General features: G+C 69.3%; 8 protein-coding genes and 2 pseudogenes. 5 read left to right on the top strand and 5 right to left on the bottom strand.

Annotated features, from left to right (window positions below; all coding sequences use genetic code 11):
• The first annotated feature begins 16 nt into the window (after positions 1 to 16).
• From ACZ3ZD_RS22355 to ACZ3ZD_RS22375, 5 genes and pseudogenes are all read left to right on the top strand, one after another.
• A pseudogene (locus tag ACZ3ZD_RS22355) lies at positions 17 to 604 on the top strand (carbonic anhydrase).
• 355 nt (positions 605 to 959) lie between these two features.
• Positions 960 to 2,291, top strand: a complete 1,332-nt coding sequence (locus ACZ3ZD_RS22360) for an APC family permease (protein WP_467400009.1) — start codon at positions 960 to 962, stop codon at positions 2,289 to 2,291.
• Positions 2,292 to 3,323: 1,032 nt separating this feature from the next.
• The gene (locus tag ACZ3ZD_RS22365) at positions 3,324 to 4,421 is read left to right on the top strand and encodes an IS110 family RNA-guided transposase (protein WP_467400011.1); all 1,098 of its coding nucleotides are present in this window, start codon (positions 3,324 to 3,326) and stop codon (positions 4,419 to 4,421) included.
• Positions 4,422 to 4,748: 327 nt separating this feature from the next.
• A pseudogene (locus ACZ3ZD_RS22370) lies at positions 4,749 to 6,203 on the top strand (NF041680 family putative transposase); the annotation flags it as partial.
• Positions 6,204 to 6,502: 299 nt separating this feature from the next.
• Positions 6,503 to 6,841 (top strand): hypothetical protein, encoded by a 339-nt coding sequence (locus ACZ3ZD_RS22375; protein WP_467400012.1) that lies wholly within the window; start codon positions 6,503 to 6,505, stop codon positions 6,839 to 6,841.
• 229 nt (positions 6,842 to 7,070) lie between these two features.
• Here ACZ3ZD_RS22375 and ACZ3ZD_RS22380 read toward each other — a convergent pair whose 3' ends face one another.
• The 5 genes from ACZ3ZD_RS22380 to ACZ3ZD_RS22400 all read right to left on the bottom strand — a co-directional run bounded on the left by ACZ3ZD_RS22380 (position 7,071) and on the right by ACZ3ZD_RS22400 (position 12,422).
• The gene (locus ACZ3ZD_RS22380; RefSeq protein WP_467400014.1) at positions 7,071 to 9,257 is read right to left on the bottom strand and encodes a heavy metal translocating P-type ATPase; all 2,187 of its coding nucleotides are present in this window, start codon (positions 9,255 to 9,257) and stop codon (positions 7,071 to 7,073) included.
• Between the two features lie 2 nt (positions 9,258 to 9,259).
• Positions 9,260 to 9,571 (bottom strand): DUF1490 family protein, encoded by a 312-nt coding sequence (locus ACZ3ZD_RS22385; protein WP_467400016.1) that lies wholly within the window; start codon positions 9,569 to 9,571, stop codon positions 9,260 to 9,262.
• Between the two features lie 141 nt (positions 9,572 to 9,712).
• The gene (locus tag ACZ3ZD_RS22390; protein WP_467400018.1) at positions 9,713 to 10,594 is read right to left on the bottom strand and encodes a metal ABC transporter permease; all 882 of its coding nucleotides are present in this window, start codon (positions 10,592 to 10,594) and stop codon (positions 9,713 to 9,715) included.
• Positions 10,591 to 11,406: a metal ABC transporter ATP-binding protein gene (locus tag ACZ3ZD_RS22395; RefSeq protein ID WP_467400202.1), complete on the bottom strand. Its 816-nt coding sequence runs from the start codon at positions 11,404 to 11,406 to the stop codon at positions 10,591 to 10,593. Before ACZ3ZD_RS22395 ends, ACZ3ZD_RS22390 begins: the two co-directional genes overlap by 4 nt.
• A gap of 80 nt (positions 11,407 to 11,486) precedes the next feature.
• Positions 11,487 to 12,422, bottom strand: coding sequence for a metal ABC transporter solute-binding protein, Zn/Mn family (locus tag ACZ3ZD_RS22400; RefSeq protein WP_467400021.1), 936 nt, complete (start codon positions 12,420 to 12,422; stop codon positions 11,487 to 11,489).
• Between the last annotated feature and the right edge of the window lie 78 nt (positions 12,423 to 12,500).

Consider the following 12,500-nt stretch of genomic DNA (forward strand, 5'->3'; position numbering starts at 1 on the left):
CAAGTCCCCACACACCATGAACAGTTCGTGCCGGGCTGGGGAGCCCGGCGGCAACCAGCGGTTCATCGCGGGTGCCCCGGAGCACCCGAACCAGGACGCCACCCGCCGCACCGAGGTCGCTCCGTCGCAGCGTCCGTTCGCCGTGCTGTTCGGGTGCTCCGACTCCCGCCTGGCGGCCGAGATCATCTTCGATCGCGGTCTGGGTGATCTCTTCGTGGTGCGCACGGCCGGCCACGTCATGGGTCCGGAAGTGATCGGCAGCATCGAGTACGGCGTCGAGGTGCTGGACTGCCCCTGGTCGTGGTCCTCGGCCACGACTCCTGAGAACGGTATGGCGCCGGCCGGCTACATCCGGGACGTCGTCGAGCGTGTCACTCCCAGCGTGCTGGCGGCGCGGGCCGCCGGACGCGTGAGTGCCGACGAGATCCTCGCGGAGCACATAAAGCACACCGTCGACCTGTTGCTGGACCGCTCCCGCCTCCTGGCCCAGCGGGTGGCCGACGGGCAGGCCGCTGCGGTGGCCCTGTGCTACAGCCTGGCCGACGGGACCGCACGTCTCGTCGCAGCCCGCGGCCTCGACCTGCCCGTCGCCTCGGCTCTGTAAGGAGCAGAGGCAGGGTCCTGCAGATCAGGCAGGAGATCGCCGTCGGGGCCGCGCATGCGGTGGGCGCCCGGCAGGCGCATGATCAAGAGCCCTGAGGCGTGATGTCCCGCGAATGCGGGTTCGGGGCTGGTTTTAACGGCTTCTTGACGTCTTGCTGTCGGAGCTTTGACGTAGAGTCTCGCCTCGGTGTGCCGGGAAGTCTGGTCGGTGATGCAACTCCGTCATGTGTTCCCCCGATCTGGAAGTCGCCGCCGTGAGAAGCACCCGCCCCAGCACAACCGCCCCACCCCCGGTCGTCACAGCCGGGCCGACCACCCCGGTCGCGCGGTGGAGGGCGCTGTTGCACGCCCGCCCGGTGCTGTTGCTCGCGTTCGCGTTCGCGGTGATGGCCGACCCGGTGTCCTCAGTCGCCTACGCGATCGAGGCCGCGCTGCGGGCCCTGCACGGCGACCTGGACCTGCTGCTGCCGACCATGGGCTTGGTCGTCGCCCTCATCGCGCTGGTCATCGTCAATTACCACCAGTTGGTGGCCCGCTACCCCCAGGGTGGCGGTGCCGCGGCGGCCGCCGGTGAAGCGTTCGGCGAAGCGTGGGCGTTCGTGCCGATCGGTGCTCTGATCGTCGACTTCGTGCTGACCATCGCCATCAGTTCCGCCGCCGGATCGTCCGCGATCATCGCCTACGCATCCGGCGCCGCCCCGTGGCGGATCCCGATCGCGCTCTGTCTGACGGCGTTCGTGGCGGGGCTGACCTGGTTCGGACACCTGGGCCGTGCCGTGTTCGCGCTGATGACCCTCGTCTTCATAGCCGTGTCGGTCGCGGTGCTGGCCGGGGGCCTTGCCGCTCCGGTCCACCCCGCTGGGGCGATCACCCATCATGCGGGACACTGGGCGCCCCTGGCCGTCGCCGTGGCCTTCCCTGTCGCGATGGCGCTCGCCACCGGCGTCGAGGCCCCCTCGTCCGCGATCGCCCAGCTCGGTCAGCTCGATGACGCCGGGCGCCGCCGCTTCGGCCGCATCACCCTGTGGCTGACCCTGCTCATCGTCGGCGGCCTCACCCTCGGGCTCACCGCCGAAGCCGTGCATCTCAGGATCGGGATCCCGGCCCCGGACAGCACCCAGATCGCAGACTTGGCGCACGCCGCCGCTTCCGGTCCGCTCTACGCCGCCTTCCAGCTGCTGACCGCGCTGCTGTTGCTCTCGGCCGCCTCGTCGTCGTTCGCCGCGGGCCCGGGTTTGCTCAAGGCGCTTTCCCGCCACCACCGTCCGGACGGCGCTGACGCCGGGATCCTCCCGGCTCTCTGGGGACGGACCAACAAGCACCACACCCCCTACTGGGGTGTCCTGCTTTTCCTGGCGGTCTCCGCCGTGGTGATCACCGCCGCTGGGGGCGACGACCAGCGGCTGGTCCTGTTCTACGCCGTGTCGGTGTTCATGGCTTTCCTTGCCGGCCTGATCGCGATGGCTCGCTTCTCGCTGCGAGAGGGGAAGCCTGGCCATGCCCTGGTGAACCTGGTCGGGGCGGTAGCCGTTGGCTTCGTGCTTGTCGTCAACCTCTCGCGCGGCGAGCCCATTGCGTCCCTGGTCGCGGCTGTGGTGATCGCCGGGGTGCTGTACCGGCTGTGGGTCAAGGCCGGACGGCCGCGTGGCATCCGCGACGTGGCCGCAGAAGCCGAAGCCGAGCATTGACCCACCCGGGGACGGTGCCGATCTGCTCATCCCGGGCAGCGAATCAGTCAGCGGTTGGGCACGGTAGTGAGCGTTGGACTACTCGAGGTCGCCGGGGTGGCAGTCGGCGCTACTGCGGATCAGGTAGCGGGTCACCGGCTCATTGCCGGTGTTCCGCAGCAGGCGGCGCATGATGAGCCGGTAGCTGCGACCGTCGTACTTCAGGCAGGCGGGGTCATGTTCAACGACGAGGGCGGAGCCGGTGGCGTACGGCTGCTCGGGCCTGCGTGGGGCGACAGGGGCGTCGGCGGCGCTTGGCCCGTGTCTCGCGATTCTGGGCTCGCTCGTAGTCGCACTGGGTGTGCTGTCCGACACCTTCAGGCGGCCCGACGGCGGCTCGGCACGGTGCCAAGGGGTTGGCCGATCCGGTCGTGGTAGGCGAGCAGGGTGCGGGGGAGTCGAGGGCGACAGCGCCGACCAGAACCGGGGCGCCGTCGGGGCCTGGGCGGGTGTACCCCCATGCGCCGCTTGGCCGGGTCGCCGTCGAGGATCGTCATGTCGGTACCCAGGCCGGGCATGCTGGCGGACTGGATGCGTACGCCGTGCTGGTGGGACCAGAAGCGGGGCACCGGGGTGAACGGCGTCGGGCGAGTCGACCCCGCGCGCGGTGATGCTCCGCAGGGCCACTAGCCGTTCGTCAATGCCGGTCACGAATGGACGCGTCGTCAACACAGCGTCAGCCCGTCAAAGCCAGGTTGAGCGCCGGTTCGTTCGAAGCAATGCGACTGTGATCGGTTCGTGCCGGTGTGCCGGGGCCAATGGGACGGTTGCGCAGTGCCGTCCCGGGCGGGGGTCTGACTCATGAGATCTATGACCGACGTGTCCAGTCACGGACCTGTCGACTGCCGTTGCGGGACGCTGCCTGCCACCGAGCCACGGGGCGTGTCCCTATAGGGGCTTTGCCGACTTCCAGGCGCCATCACGGTTCAGACCGCCCGAGCGGGCCGGTGCCATCCATCCAACAGCACGTCACCACGGGAGAGGCGAACCATCATGACGAGCCGACAGCGCAGCACCTCCTCGAGCACGGACCCTCCCGTTCGGCGCGAGGTCGTCCTGGGCGTGGACACGCACGGAGAGGTGCATGTCGCCGCCGTGATCTCCCCGCTCGGGAAGATCTTGGGAACGGAGTCCTTTCCGGCGACGGCGGCCGGCTACCGGCAACTGCTCGTATGGGCCCGTAAGCGGGGGACCGTACGTAGGGCCGGTGTGGAGGGAACCGGCACCTTCGGTGCGGGCCTGTCACGCTACCTAATGGCCCAGCAGATCCAGGTACTCGAAGTGAACCGGCCCGACCGCTCGGCCCGCCGACTGCTGGGCAAGTCGGACCCGCTCGACGCTCAGGCCGCCGCGCGGGCTGTGCTCAGCGGTCGTGTCCGGGCTCAGGCCAAGTCCGGCGACGGTCCCGTGCACGGTGCCCGGATCTACAAACTCGCCAAGGACTCCGCGGTCAAGGCCCGTACCCAGGCGATCAACCAGCCCAAGGCCGTCCTGGTCATTGCCGACCCCGCCCTGCGGGAACGGTTGTCGAGCTTGGGCAATGCCGAGCTGTTCCGCACCTGCGCACGCCTCGCCCCGCACGACGGTGGGGGAGACGAGGACGCGGTGGCCCAGGCGACCCACATGACCTTGCGCATGCTCGCCGAACGCATCGAACAGCTCACCGGACAGATCAATGAGCTGAACCAGCGCCTGACCCGGCTCGTCGAACGCCACGCCCCACAGCTGCTCGAACCCGTGGGCATCGGCCCGGACAGCGCCGTCACTCTCCTGATCACCATGGGAGACAACCCCGAACGACTGAACACCGAGGCGTCCTTTGCTGCCCTTTGCGGAGTCAGCCCCGTCGAGTATTCCTCTGGCCGTCGGAGTACGCGTCGGCTCAACTACGGCGGCGACCGCCAGGCGAACGCGGCCCTGCACCGCATCGTGTTCACCCGGCTGCGCCACGATCGGCGCACCCAGGCGTACTACGAACGCCGCACCCAGGAAGGCAAGACCCGACGCGAGATCATCCGATGCCTCAAGCGATACGCAGCCCGCGAGGTATTCAACCTGGTCAGACCGGTTGCCCGCACACCCGCGTTATAGGGGCGTCTGTGACAGGGCCGGTGATAGATCGAGGCCCTGCCGGGGCATCCTTGGCGGGCCTCTGCCCAGAGCCGTGAGACGAAGCTTCACCGGAGCGCTCCGGTGAAGCATCACCGTGAAGGTGACTGTGCGTGCATGCGTGACGCGTTCGGCTCGTCATGCAGTTTGTCTTCCCTGCGCTGTTCTAACTTGATCTTTAACGGCCGGTGTCGAATGGTGCCTCGAACTTGATCACTCGGTTCGGTAACCGCCGTACGCCAAAGCGGCCTTCGTCTGAACATGTGCTCCGACCAAGGAACACACATGTCCAGCACGAAGGCCGCGAAGATGAGTCTGCTGCATCACGATGCCCAACAAGAGGCGTTGGCTGAACTGTCATGCTTTCGGGGCGAGTTCTACTCCTGTCTCACCGCTCGTTCGGATGCATTGTTCGAGCTGACTGACGCCGTTCTGTGCGGCGACGGACCGGTGAGGTCCCTGGCCGAACTGTCGCTGGTGGGCGAACACCGCCGCGGTCATGGCGGCCTCTACGCCGCCCTCGCCCGTGGCAGAGTCGACACCGGCCAGCTGCGGCGGGCCCTGGCCGCGGTGCCACTGCCGCGGGCTGCCGACGGCCGGCTGGTCCTGGCCATCGACATCACCTGCTGGCTACGCCCCGATGCGCACACCTCACCGCAGCGGATCCTGTGTCACACCTACGGCCGGGGCAAAGACCAGCACATCCCTGTCCTCGGCTGGCCGTACTCGATCATCTGCGCGCTTGAGCCGGGTCGCAGTTCCTGGACCGCGCCTTTGGACGCGCTTCGCCTGGCCCCCGGGGACGACAACGCCACTGTCACCGCCCGACAGCTGCGTGACCTGCTCCACCGGCTGATCAGCGCCGGGCAGTGGCAGGAGGGCGACCCCGACGTCCTCGTCATCGCGGACGCCGGATACGACGCACCCCGTCTTGCCTTCCTGCTCAAAGACCTGCCGGTCCAGGTGCTCGCCCGGATACGCTCAGACCGGGTCATGCGCCGGGCTGTCCCACCCCGCCAGCCACACACGATGGGCCGCCCACCCAGGCACGGCGGCGAATTCGTCTTCGGGCAGCCCGACACCTGGGGCGTCCCGGACACCGAAACCGTCACCGACACACGTCTTTACGGCACCGCCAGAGCCCGCTCCTGGGACCGGTTGCACCCCAGGCTCACCCACCGCTCTTCCTGGGCCACCGCCGACGGCACCCTGCCGGTCGTCGAGGGGACGGTGATCCGCCTGGACATCGGCCACCTGCCCAGTGGAGCAACACCGAAGCCGGTCTGGCTGTGGTGGTCGGGCACCGCCGCCACCGCGGCAGATGCCGACCGTCTCTGGCAGGCCTACCTGCGACGCTTCGACATCGAGCACACCTTCCGCCTGTTCAAACAGACCCTCGGCTGGACCTCCCCCAAGATCCGCACACCCGAGGCCGCCGACCGCTGGACCTGGCTAATCCTCGCCGCCTACACCCAACTGCGTCTCGCCCGCCCCCTCGCAGCCGACCGGCGCCGCCCCTGGGAACAACCCAGTTCCCCGGACAGGCTCACTCCCGCGCGTGTCCGCCGCGACTTCCGGCACATCCGCCCGCAGACCGCCTGCCCGGCCAGAGCACCGAAACCCACCCGCCCCGGTCCCGGACGACCAGCGGGCCGGAAAAACACCCGTCCCGCACCCCGCCACGACGTGCGTACCCCCAAGAAGACACAGCCAGCAGAGCGACAAAAGAAGAGGTCAACCACCCCGAAGCCCCGCCGCACAGGTGAACGGGTTCGGCGGAGAGCGCCAGTGGCGCAGTGTCTCCACCGCGCTGGCGCCACTGCTCAACCATCCAGACGACGGCGGCCCCGACCTGACGCCAGCTCAATGCGCGGCCATGCTGCCCCGGCTGGAAGCGATTCTCGACCAGCGGCAGTCTGACGACAGCGACCCTGTCATCCGACGGCGCATCGAAGACGTCAGGCAGTTGATCACCGTCCTGCGGTTCTGCGTGGATCAGGACGTCGAGGTCATCTTCGGGTAGCCCCGGGAGCGCGGAGTGCCCCGCCCCGCGGGGATGGGCCGTGGTTACGGGACAGCCTTTAGGAAGGGCCAAAGACCTGGAGTTCCACTGGTTCGACTTCGACCCGGACGGGCGCGCTCATCTGAACCTGAGCCGGGTGCCGAAGGCGTTTGGCGATGCCGCGGTGCACCATCAGTTGGCGCAACGCAAACACGAGGCGGAAGCCAAGGCATCGCACATCTTTGGCCAACTGCTCAAGGTCGGGACCATCACCTGCGAGGCTGCCCGTCTGCTGGCCGCGTTCTGGCTCAACAGCTCCGATGAGCGGGCGATCAAGCCGAGCGCGGGCCGAACGGCGCGGCCGGTCCCGTCGCCCCCGGCTGGGCTTGTAGACGCGTGACCTGACCGGACACTCCACTGGGCCGGGGTGCCACGTGCGCCCAGGGTGGCCTGGCCCGCGATATCGAAGTCGAACCAGCCGAGCTGTACGTCCGGAACTGCTGCTTTGAGTCCCAGCCGGAATGAGGATGCTTTGGTGTCCGCCCAGGACTGGATCAGCCGGGGCGTGGTGCGGTACACGCTGCGGTACACGGGAGAGACCACGAAAAAGCCTTGCGACCATGCAGGCGTCAACGCACCCGACGGTCTTCCAGCGGGGCCGCCGTTACTTCCCCATCGGTCGCCCGGGGAAGGTGCGGTGTGTGATTGACCAGTCGGGCCGAGTTGCCGACGACCGCGATGCTGCTCGTGTTGTGGAGGAGGGCCGCGAGTACGGGGTTCATGGATCCACCCGCGCCGGCGAGGAGGCCGAGGAGGTTGACGCCGATGGCGAGGCCGTAGTTCTGGCGGACCACGCGCAGGGTGTGGCGGCTGAGTTCGACGACGGCGGCCACCTGGCGCAAGTCGTTGCCGGCGAGGGCGATGTCAGCCGTCTCCAAGGCCACGTGGGAGGAATGTTCACCCATGCTGATGCCGACGTCGGCGAGGGCGAGGGCGGGGGCGTCGTTGGTGCCGTCGCCGACCATGGCGACGATGTGGCCCTCGCTCTGCAGGTCGCGGATCAGCTGGAGTTTGCCCTCGGGGAGGGCGTGGGCGTGGACCTCGGTGATGCCGAGGGTGTCGGCGACGACCTGAGCGGTCTCGGGTGCGTCTCCGGTGAGCAGCACCAGTCGCGAGACGCCGAGGTCGCGCAGCTGCTGGATGACGGTTCCCGCCCCGGAGCGTACGGCGTCGGAGACCCCGAGCATGCCGATCAGGTCGTCGTCGTGGGCGAGGCAGATGACGGTTTCGCCCCCTCGGCGGAGTTGTTCGGTCCAGCCTTGCGCCTCGTCGGTGAGTTGGACGCCGTGCTGGCGCAGCAGGGCGGGGCTGCCCACCAGGAGCCGGGTGCCGTCGAGTTCGGCGCGCATACCCATGCCCAGGACGACTTCACAGGCTTGGTGGATGGGCACGTGCAGGCGCTGTTCCTCGGTGCGTGCGACGATCGCCTGGGCGAGCGGGTGCCGGGCGTGCAGCTCCCCGGACGCTGCCAGGCTCAACACCTCGTCGGCCGTGACGCGGTCGCTGAGGGTCACCACGCTGGTGACCAGGGGGCGTCCCAAGGTGAGCGTCCCGGTCTTGTCGAAGACGACTGCGGTGACGCGGCCGATCCCCTCCAGATAGGTGCCGCCCTTGATGAGGGTGCCGCGGCGCGCTCCGTTTCCGATGGCGGCGCTGATAGCGGTCGGTGTTGCCAGGCCGGCGGCGCAGGGGCAGGCGATGAGGAGCATGGTCATGGCACGGCGTGCGTCGCGGGTGACGGCGTAGGTCAAAGCGGCGAGAGCGAAGGAGACAGGGACGAAGCGGCGGGTGAAGCGGGCCGCGACGGTCTGGATCGGGGCCCGGTCGGTCTGGGCCTCTTCGACCCGGCTGATGATCCGGCCCACGGTGGTGTCCCTGCCGACAGAGGCGGCTCGAACGGTGAGCGAGCCGGAGGTCACGATGGTCCCGGCGTAGACGTGGGTGCCTTGCCGGGCGTAGATGGGCAGGGCCTCCCCGGTGATGGCCGCCTGGTCCACCAGGGCCTCGCCGGAGACGACATGTCCGTCGACCGGGACGCGGTGGTGTTCGTACACCGCGACGACGTCCTCCCGTGCGACGTCCTCGAGTGCCACCTCCACCTCGACGCCGTCCTCGCGTACGAGCCAGACGCGCTCCTCACCGATGGTGAGCAGCTCCGCGATGGCGCGCCGGGTGCGGCGGAGGGTCAAGGTCTGCAGGAACTCGCCGATGTTGAGCAGCCACAGGACGGTGAGGGCTACGACGTTCTCCCGCAGGACGAGTGAGATGACGGTCGCCGCGGTGACCAGGGTGTCCGTTCCCGGATGGCTTCCGCTGCGCAGCGAGCGCAGTGCTCCCCGGAAGAAGGGCAGGCCGGTGAAGACAGTGACGACACCCAGGAAGCCGGACGAGCCGAATGTGATCCGTGGCCGGCCGAGCAGGCGCCGCACCGCCACGACCGCGAGGACCGCGCCGCCGACGACCAGCCGGGCCAGCTCGCCGGTGGACGAGTCGGGCGTGGACCGGGTCGGCTTGGGGGGCGCCGTCTCGGGAGGGGGCTCTTCGAGCGCGTCCACGAGCCCGTCGACATCGAGGAGGTCCGGCGCCATCCAGACCACGACGCTTCCGGTGCGCGGGAAGATCCGCAGCGCCCTGAAGCCTCTGATTCCCATCAGTCGCTCGTCGACCAGTCCCGCGCTGCCGGGGCGGTCCCTCACCCACGGAACGACCAGTCGGGCCCGGCCTGCGGCGACCGAGCGTACGAGCACGCTGGACATGATCAGTGCTCGTGTCCGTGATCGTGTCCCTCGACGCTCACGGCGGAGGGCGGCGGTGCCTCCTCACCGAGCGTGGTCCGGGCTTCCGCGACCATGTCACCGGCCTTGAGCCGGGCCTCCTCGGCGGCGGATGCCAGCCAGCGGCCGGCGACCATGCCCCGGGCGATTCCCCCGACGAGCGCTTTCCGCAGTGCCGGCTGTCCATCGGGGGCGCGTTTCGTGACACCACGGATGATCAGGCCACCCACCACTCCGGAGGCTGCGTAGTGGGCCAGACGCCCGGCTGCGGCGCCGGCGAGGGCGAGGGGATGCATGAGAGGCTCCTTCCGTCGCAAGTGAGTGACGGCCCCCTTCAAGTCTGCGCCCGCGCCGCGTGCCTGGGCGAACGGAGGCGACGCTGCCCAGCGGCCGTAGTCGGAATCGCGCTCCGGACCGGCAGGGCCACCTGCCGCCGCTCAGGCAGGCTGCGGCGCCGTCCTCCTGGCCCCCCGTCGTCGGGAGCGGTACCTGCCGGCCAGACGGCAGACGACGTAGATCGTGAAGGAGATCGTCGTGACGTAGGGGCTGATGGGGATGCTGCTGCCCAGGGCGAGGAGGATGCCGCCCTCGATCGAGACCACCGCGAAGACGGTGCTGAGCAGGGGCAGGAGGACGGGGGAGGCGGTGATGCGGGCGGCGGCAGCGGCCGGGGTGACGACGAGGGTGAGGACCAGCAGGGCGCCGACGACCTGTACGGACAGGGCGACGGCGAGGCCGAGCACGACCATGAACGCGAAGGAGAGTGAGCGCACAGGGACGCCGCGTGCCTCGGCGACGTCCGGGTCGGCGCTGGCGAAGGTCAGCGGTCGCCACATCGCCACGAGGGCGACCAGTACAACTGCCGAGGTGCCGAGCAGCCACGTCATCTGTGGGGTGTCGACGGCGACGATCTGCCCGGTGAGCAGGCCGAACTTGTTGGCTGCCCGGCCCTTGTAGAGCGCGAGGAAGAGGACCCCGAGTCCCAGGCCGAACGGCATGAGGATGCCGATGGCCGAGTTTCGGTCCCGGGCCCGCGCTCCGAGGACGCCGATTGCGCCGGCCGCGACGAGCGAGCCCACGATCGAGCCCGCCACGACGTTCATCTCCAGCAGCAGCGCGGCCGAGGCGCCCGCGAAGGAAAGTTCGCTGATGCCGTGCACGGCGAAGGGGAGGTCGCGCATGATGACGAAGACCCCGGCCAGGCCGCCGATCAGGCCGAGTGCGGCGCCGGCTATGAGGGAGTTGCGGACCAGGGCCAGTAGTTCGCCGTAGTTGTCGAAGCTGAAGATCTGCTGCCAGATCCCGTCGGCGGACGTCATGGGCGGGCTCCGTCGGGGTGGTGGAGTTCGTCGGTGTGGTGAGGCTGGGCGGGCGGTTCGTCGGGCGTGCCGACCACCACGATCCGGCCGTGGACGCGGACGACGTCGATGTGCGTGCCGTACAGCCGGGAGAGGGACTCGGAGGTCAGGACCTCCTCCGGCGTGCCGACCCGGTGGCCGCCCGGCGCCAGGTACAGCACTCGGTCGACCAGGTCGAGGATCGGGTTGATCTCGTGGGTCACGAACACCACGGCCGTGTCGTGGGAGCGGCGGCGGGCGTCGATCAGTTCGGTGACGGCCCGCTGGTGGTTCAGGTCGAGGGAGAGCAGCGGTTCGTCGCAGAGCAGGATGCGCGGGTCCGTGGCCAGGGCCTGGGCGATGCGTACGCGCTGGCGCTCGCCGCCGGACAGCTGGCCGAGGGGGACGTCGGCGTAGGCCGAGGCCCCGACCTGCTCGAGGATCTCGTCGACCCGGTGGCGGACGGCGCTGCTGCGCAGCCGGGGGCCGAAGCGGTGGCCGTCGATGCCGAAGCGCACGAGGCCGCGGGCGCGCAGCATCGCCTGCGCGGACAGCGCCGCCTGCTGGGGGACGTAACCGATGTGCCGACCGGCGTCCCGGGGAGGGCGGCCGAGGACGCTCAGCGTCCCGGCCGACAGCGGCTGCCGACCCAACAGGGCTTTCACCAGGCTCGTCTTGCCTGATCCATTCGGCCCGAGTACGGCGAGGAATTCCCCGGGCCGTACGTCCAGGTCCAGATCGCGCCACACCGTCCGCGTGCCGTAGGACACTGCGGCGCCACTGAGACTGATCAGCGGGTCGGTGCCGGTGCTGACGACGCGGCTGTCCTTCCTGCTTTCGCGGGCCCGGGGTACGGAGGCCACCTCCGGTCGCCTCACTTGGCCAGCGCGCTCGCGAGCGCGTCGACATTCGAGGTCATCCACCCAACGTAGTCCTTGCCCTTGGGCAGGGTCTCGGTGACGGGGACGACGGGGAGGCCGGCCGTCCTGGCCGCGTTCTCGGCCTTCTCGGTCTGCGGGCCGGAGGTCTGCGCGTTGTAGACCAGTGCCTTGACCTGCTTGCCGGTGAACAGCGCCAGGGTCTGCTGGAGGACCTTCGGGGAGACGTCGTCGCCCTCCTCGATGGCCTCGCTGAACTCCGCCGGGGTCTTGTTGACCAGGCCGCTCGCCTCGGTCATGTACAGCGGCACGGGCTCGGTGATGGCGATCGCCTCGGCGCCGTGGTCCTTCTTGATCTGCGCTTCCTTGGCCTGAAGCGGCTTGAGCTTCGCCTTGAAGGTCTCGGCGTTCTTGGTGAAGGTGGCCGCGTCGGCAGGATCGGCCTTGCCCAGGGCCGCGGCTATACCGTCGGCGATCTTGGCGACGGTGGGGAAGTCGTACCAGACGTGCTCGTTGAGCTCGCCGCCCTTCGGGGCGGTCTTGCCCGAGATCTTGACGGCGTTGATCACCTCGGCGGAAGAGTTGCTGCCCTTGAGCATCCGGTCGATGAAGTCGTCGTAGCCGCCGCCGTTCTCGATCACGAGCTTAGCCTTGGAGAGGGCCAGCTGATTCTGGGTGTTGGCCTCGTACGAGTGCGGGTCCTGGTCGGGGTCGCTGATGATCGACGTGACGTCGACCTTGCCGCCGCCTATCTGCTCGACGATGTCGCCGTACACGTTGGTCGAGGTGACCACCGTGACCTTGGACGAGGCGGCAGCGGTCTGCGAGGCGCTCCCGTCGTTCTTGGAGTCCGAGGAGTTGCCGCAACCGGCCACGAGGGCCAGGGAGGCGCCCACCAGCAGGGCGAGGCGGCGGGACGGGGACGCGGGCATGGTTCCTCCACGACGGCTTGTTGCGCGAGTCCGCGCGAGACAGTGGTGCGAGTCCGAGTGGTTCGGGTGCAGGCACCA

Source organism: Streptomyces sp. NPDC023481 (assembly GCF_055560195.1).

Excerpts from the sequence above, each read along its gene's own strand:
- ACZ3ZD_RS22385 (WP_467400016.1), bottom strand. The coding sequence starts at position 9,571 with ATGCATCCCCTCGCCCTCGCCGGCGCCGCAGCCGGGCGTCTGGCCCAC.
- ACZ3ZD_RS22390 (WP_467400018.1), bottom strand. The coding sequence starts at position 10,594 with ATGACGTCCGCCGACGGGATCTGGCAGCAGATCTTCAGCTTCGACAAC.
- ACZ3ZD_RS22365 (WP_467400011.1), top strand. The coding sequence starts at position 3,324 with ATGACGAGCCGACAGCGCAGCACCTCCTCGAGCACGGACCCTCCCGTT.
- ACZ3ZD_RS22400 (WP_467400021.1), bottom strand. The coding sequence starts at position 12,422 with ATGCCCGCGTCCCCGTCCCGCCGCCTCGCCCTGCTGGTGGGCGCCTCC.
- ACZ3ZD_RS22380 (WP_467400014.1), bottom strand. The coding sequence starts at position 9,257 with ATGTCCAGCGTGCTCGTACGCTCGGTCGCCGCAGGCCGGGCCCGACTG.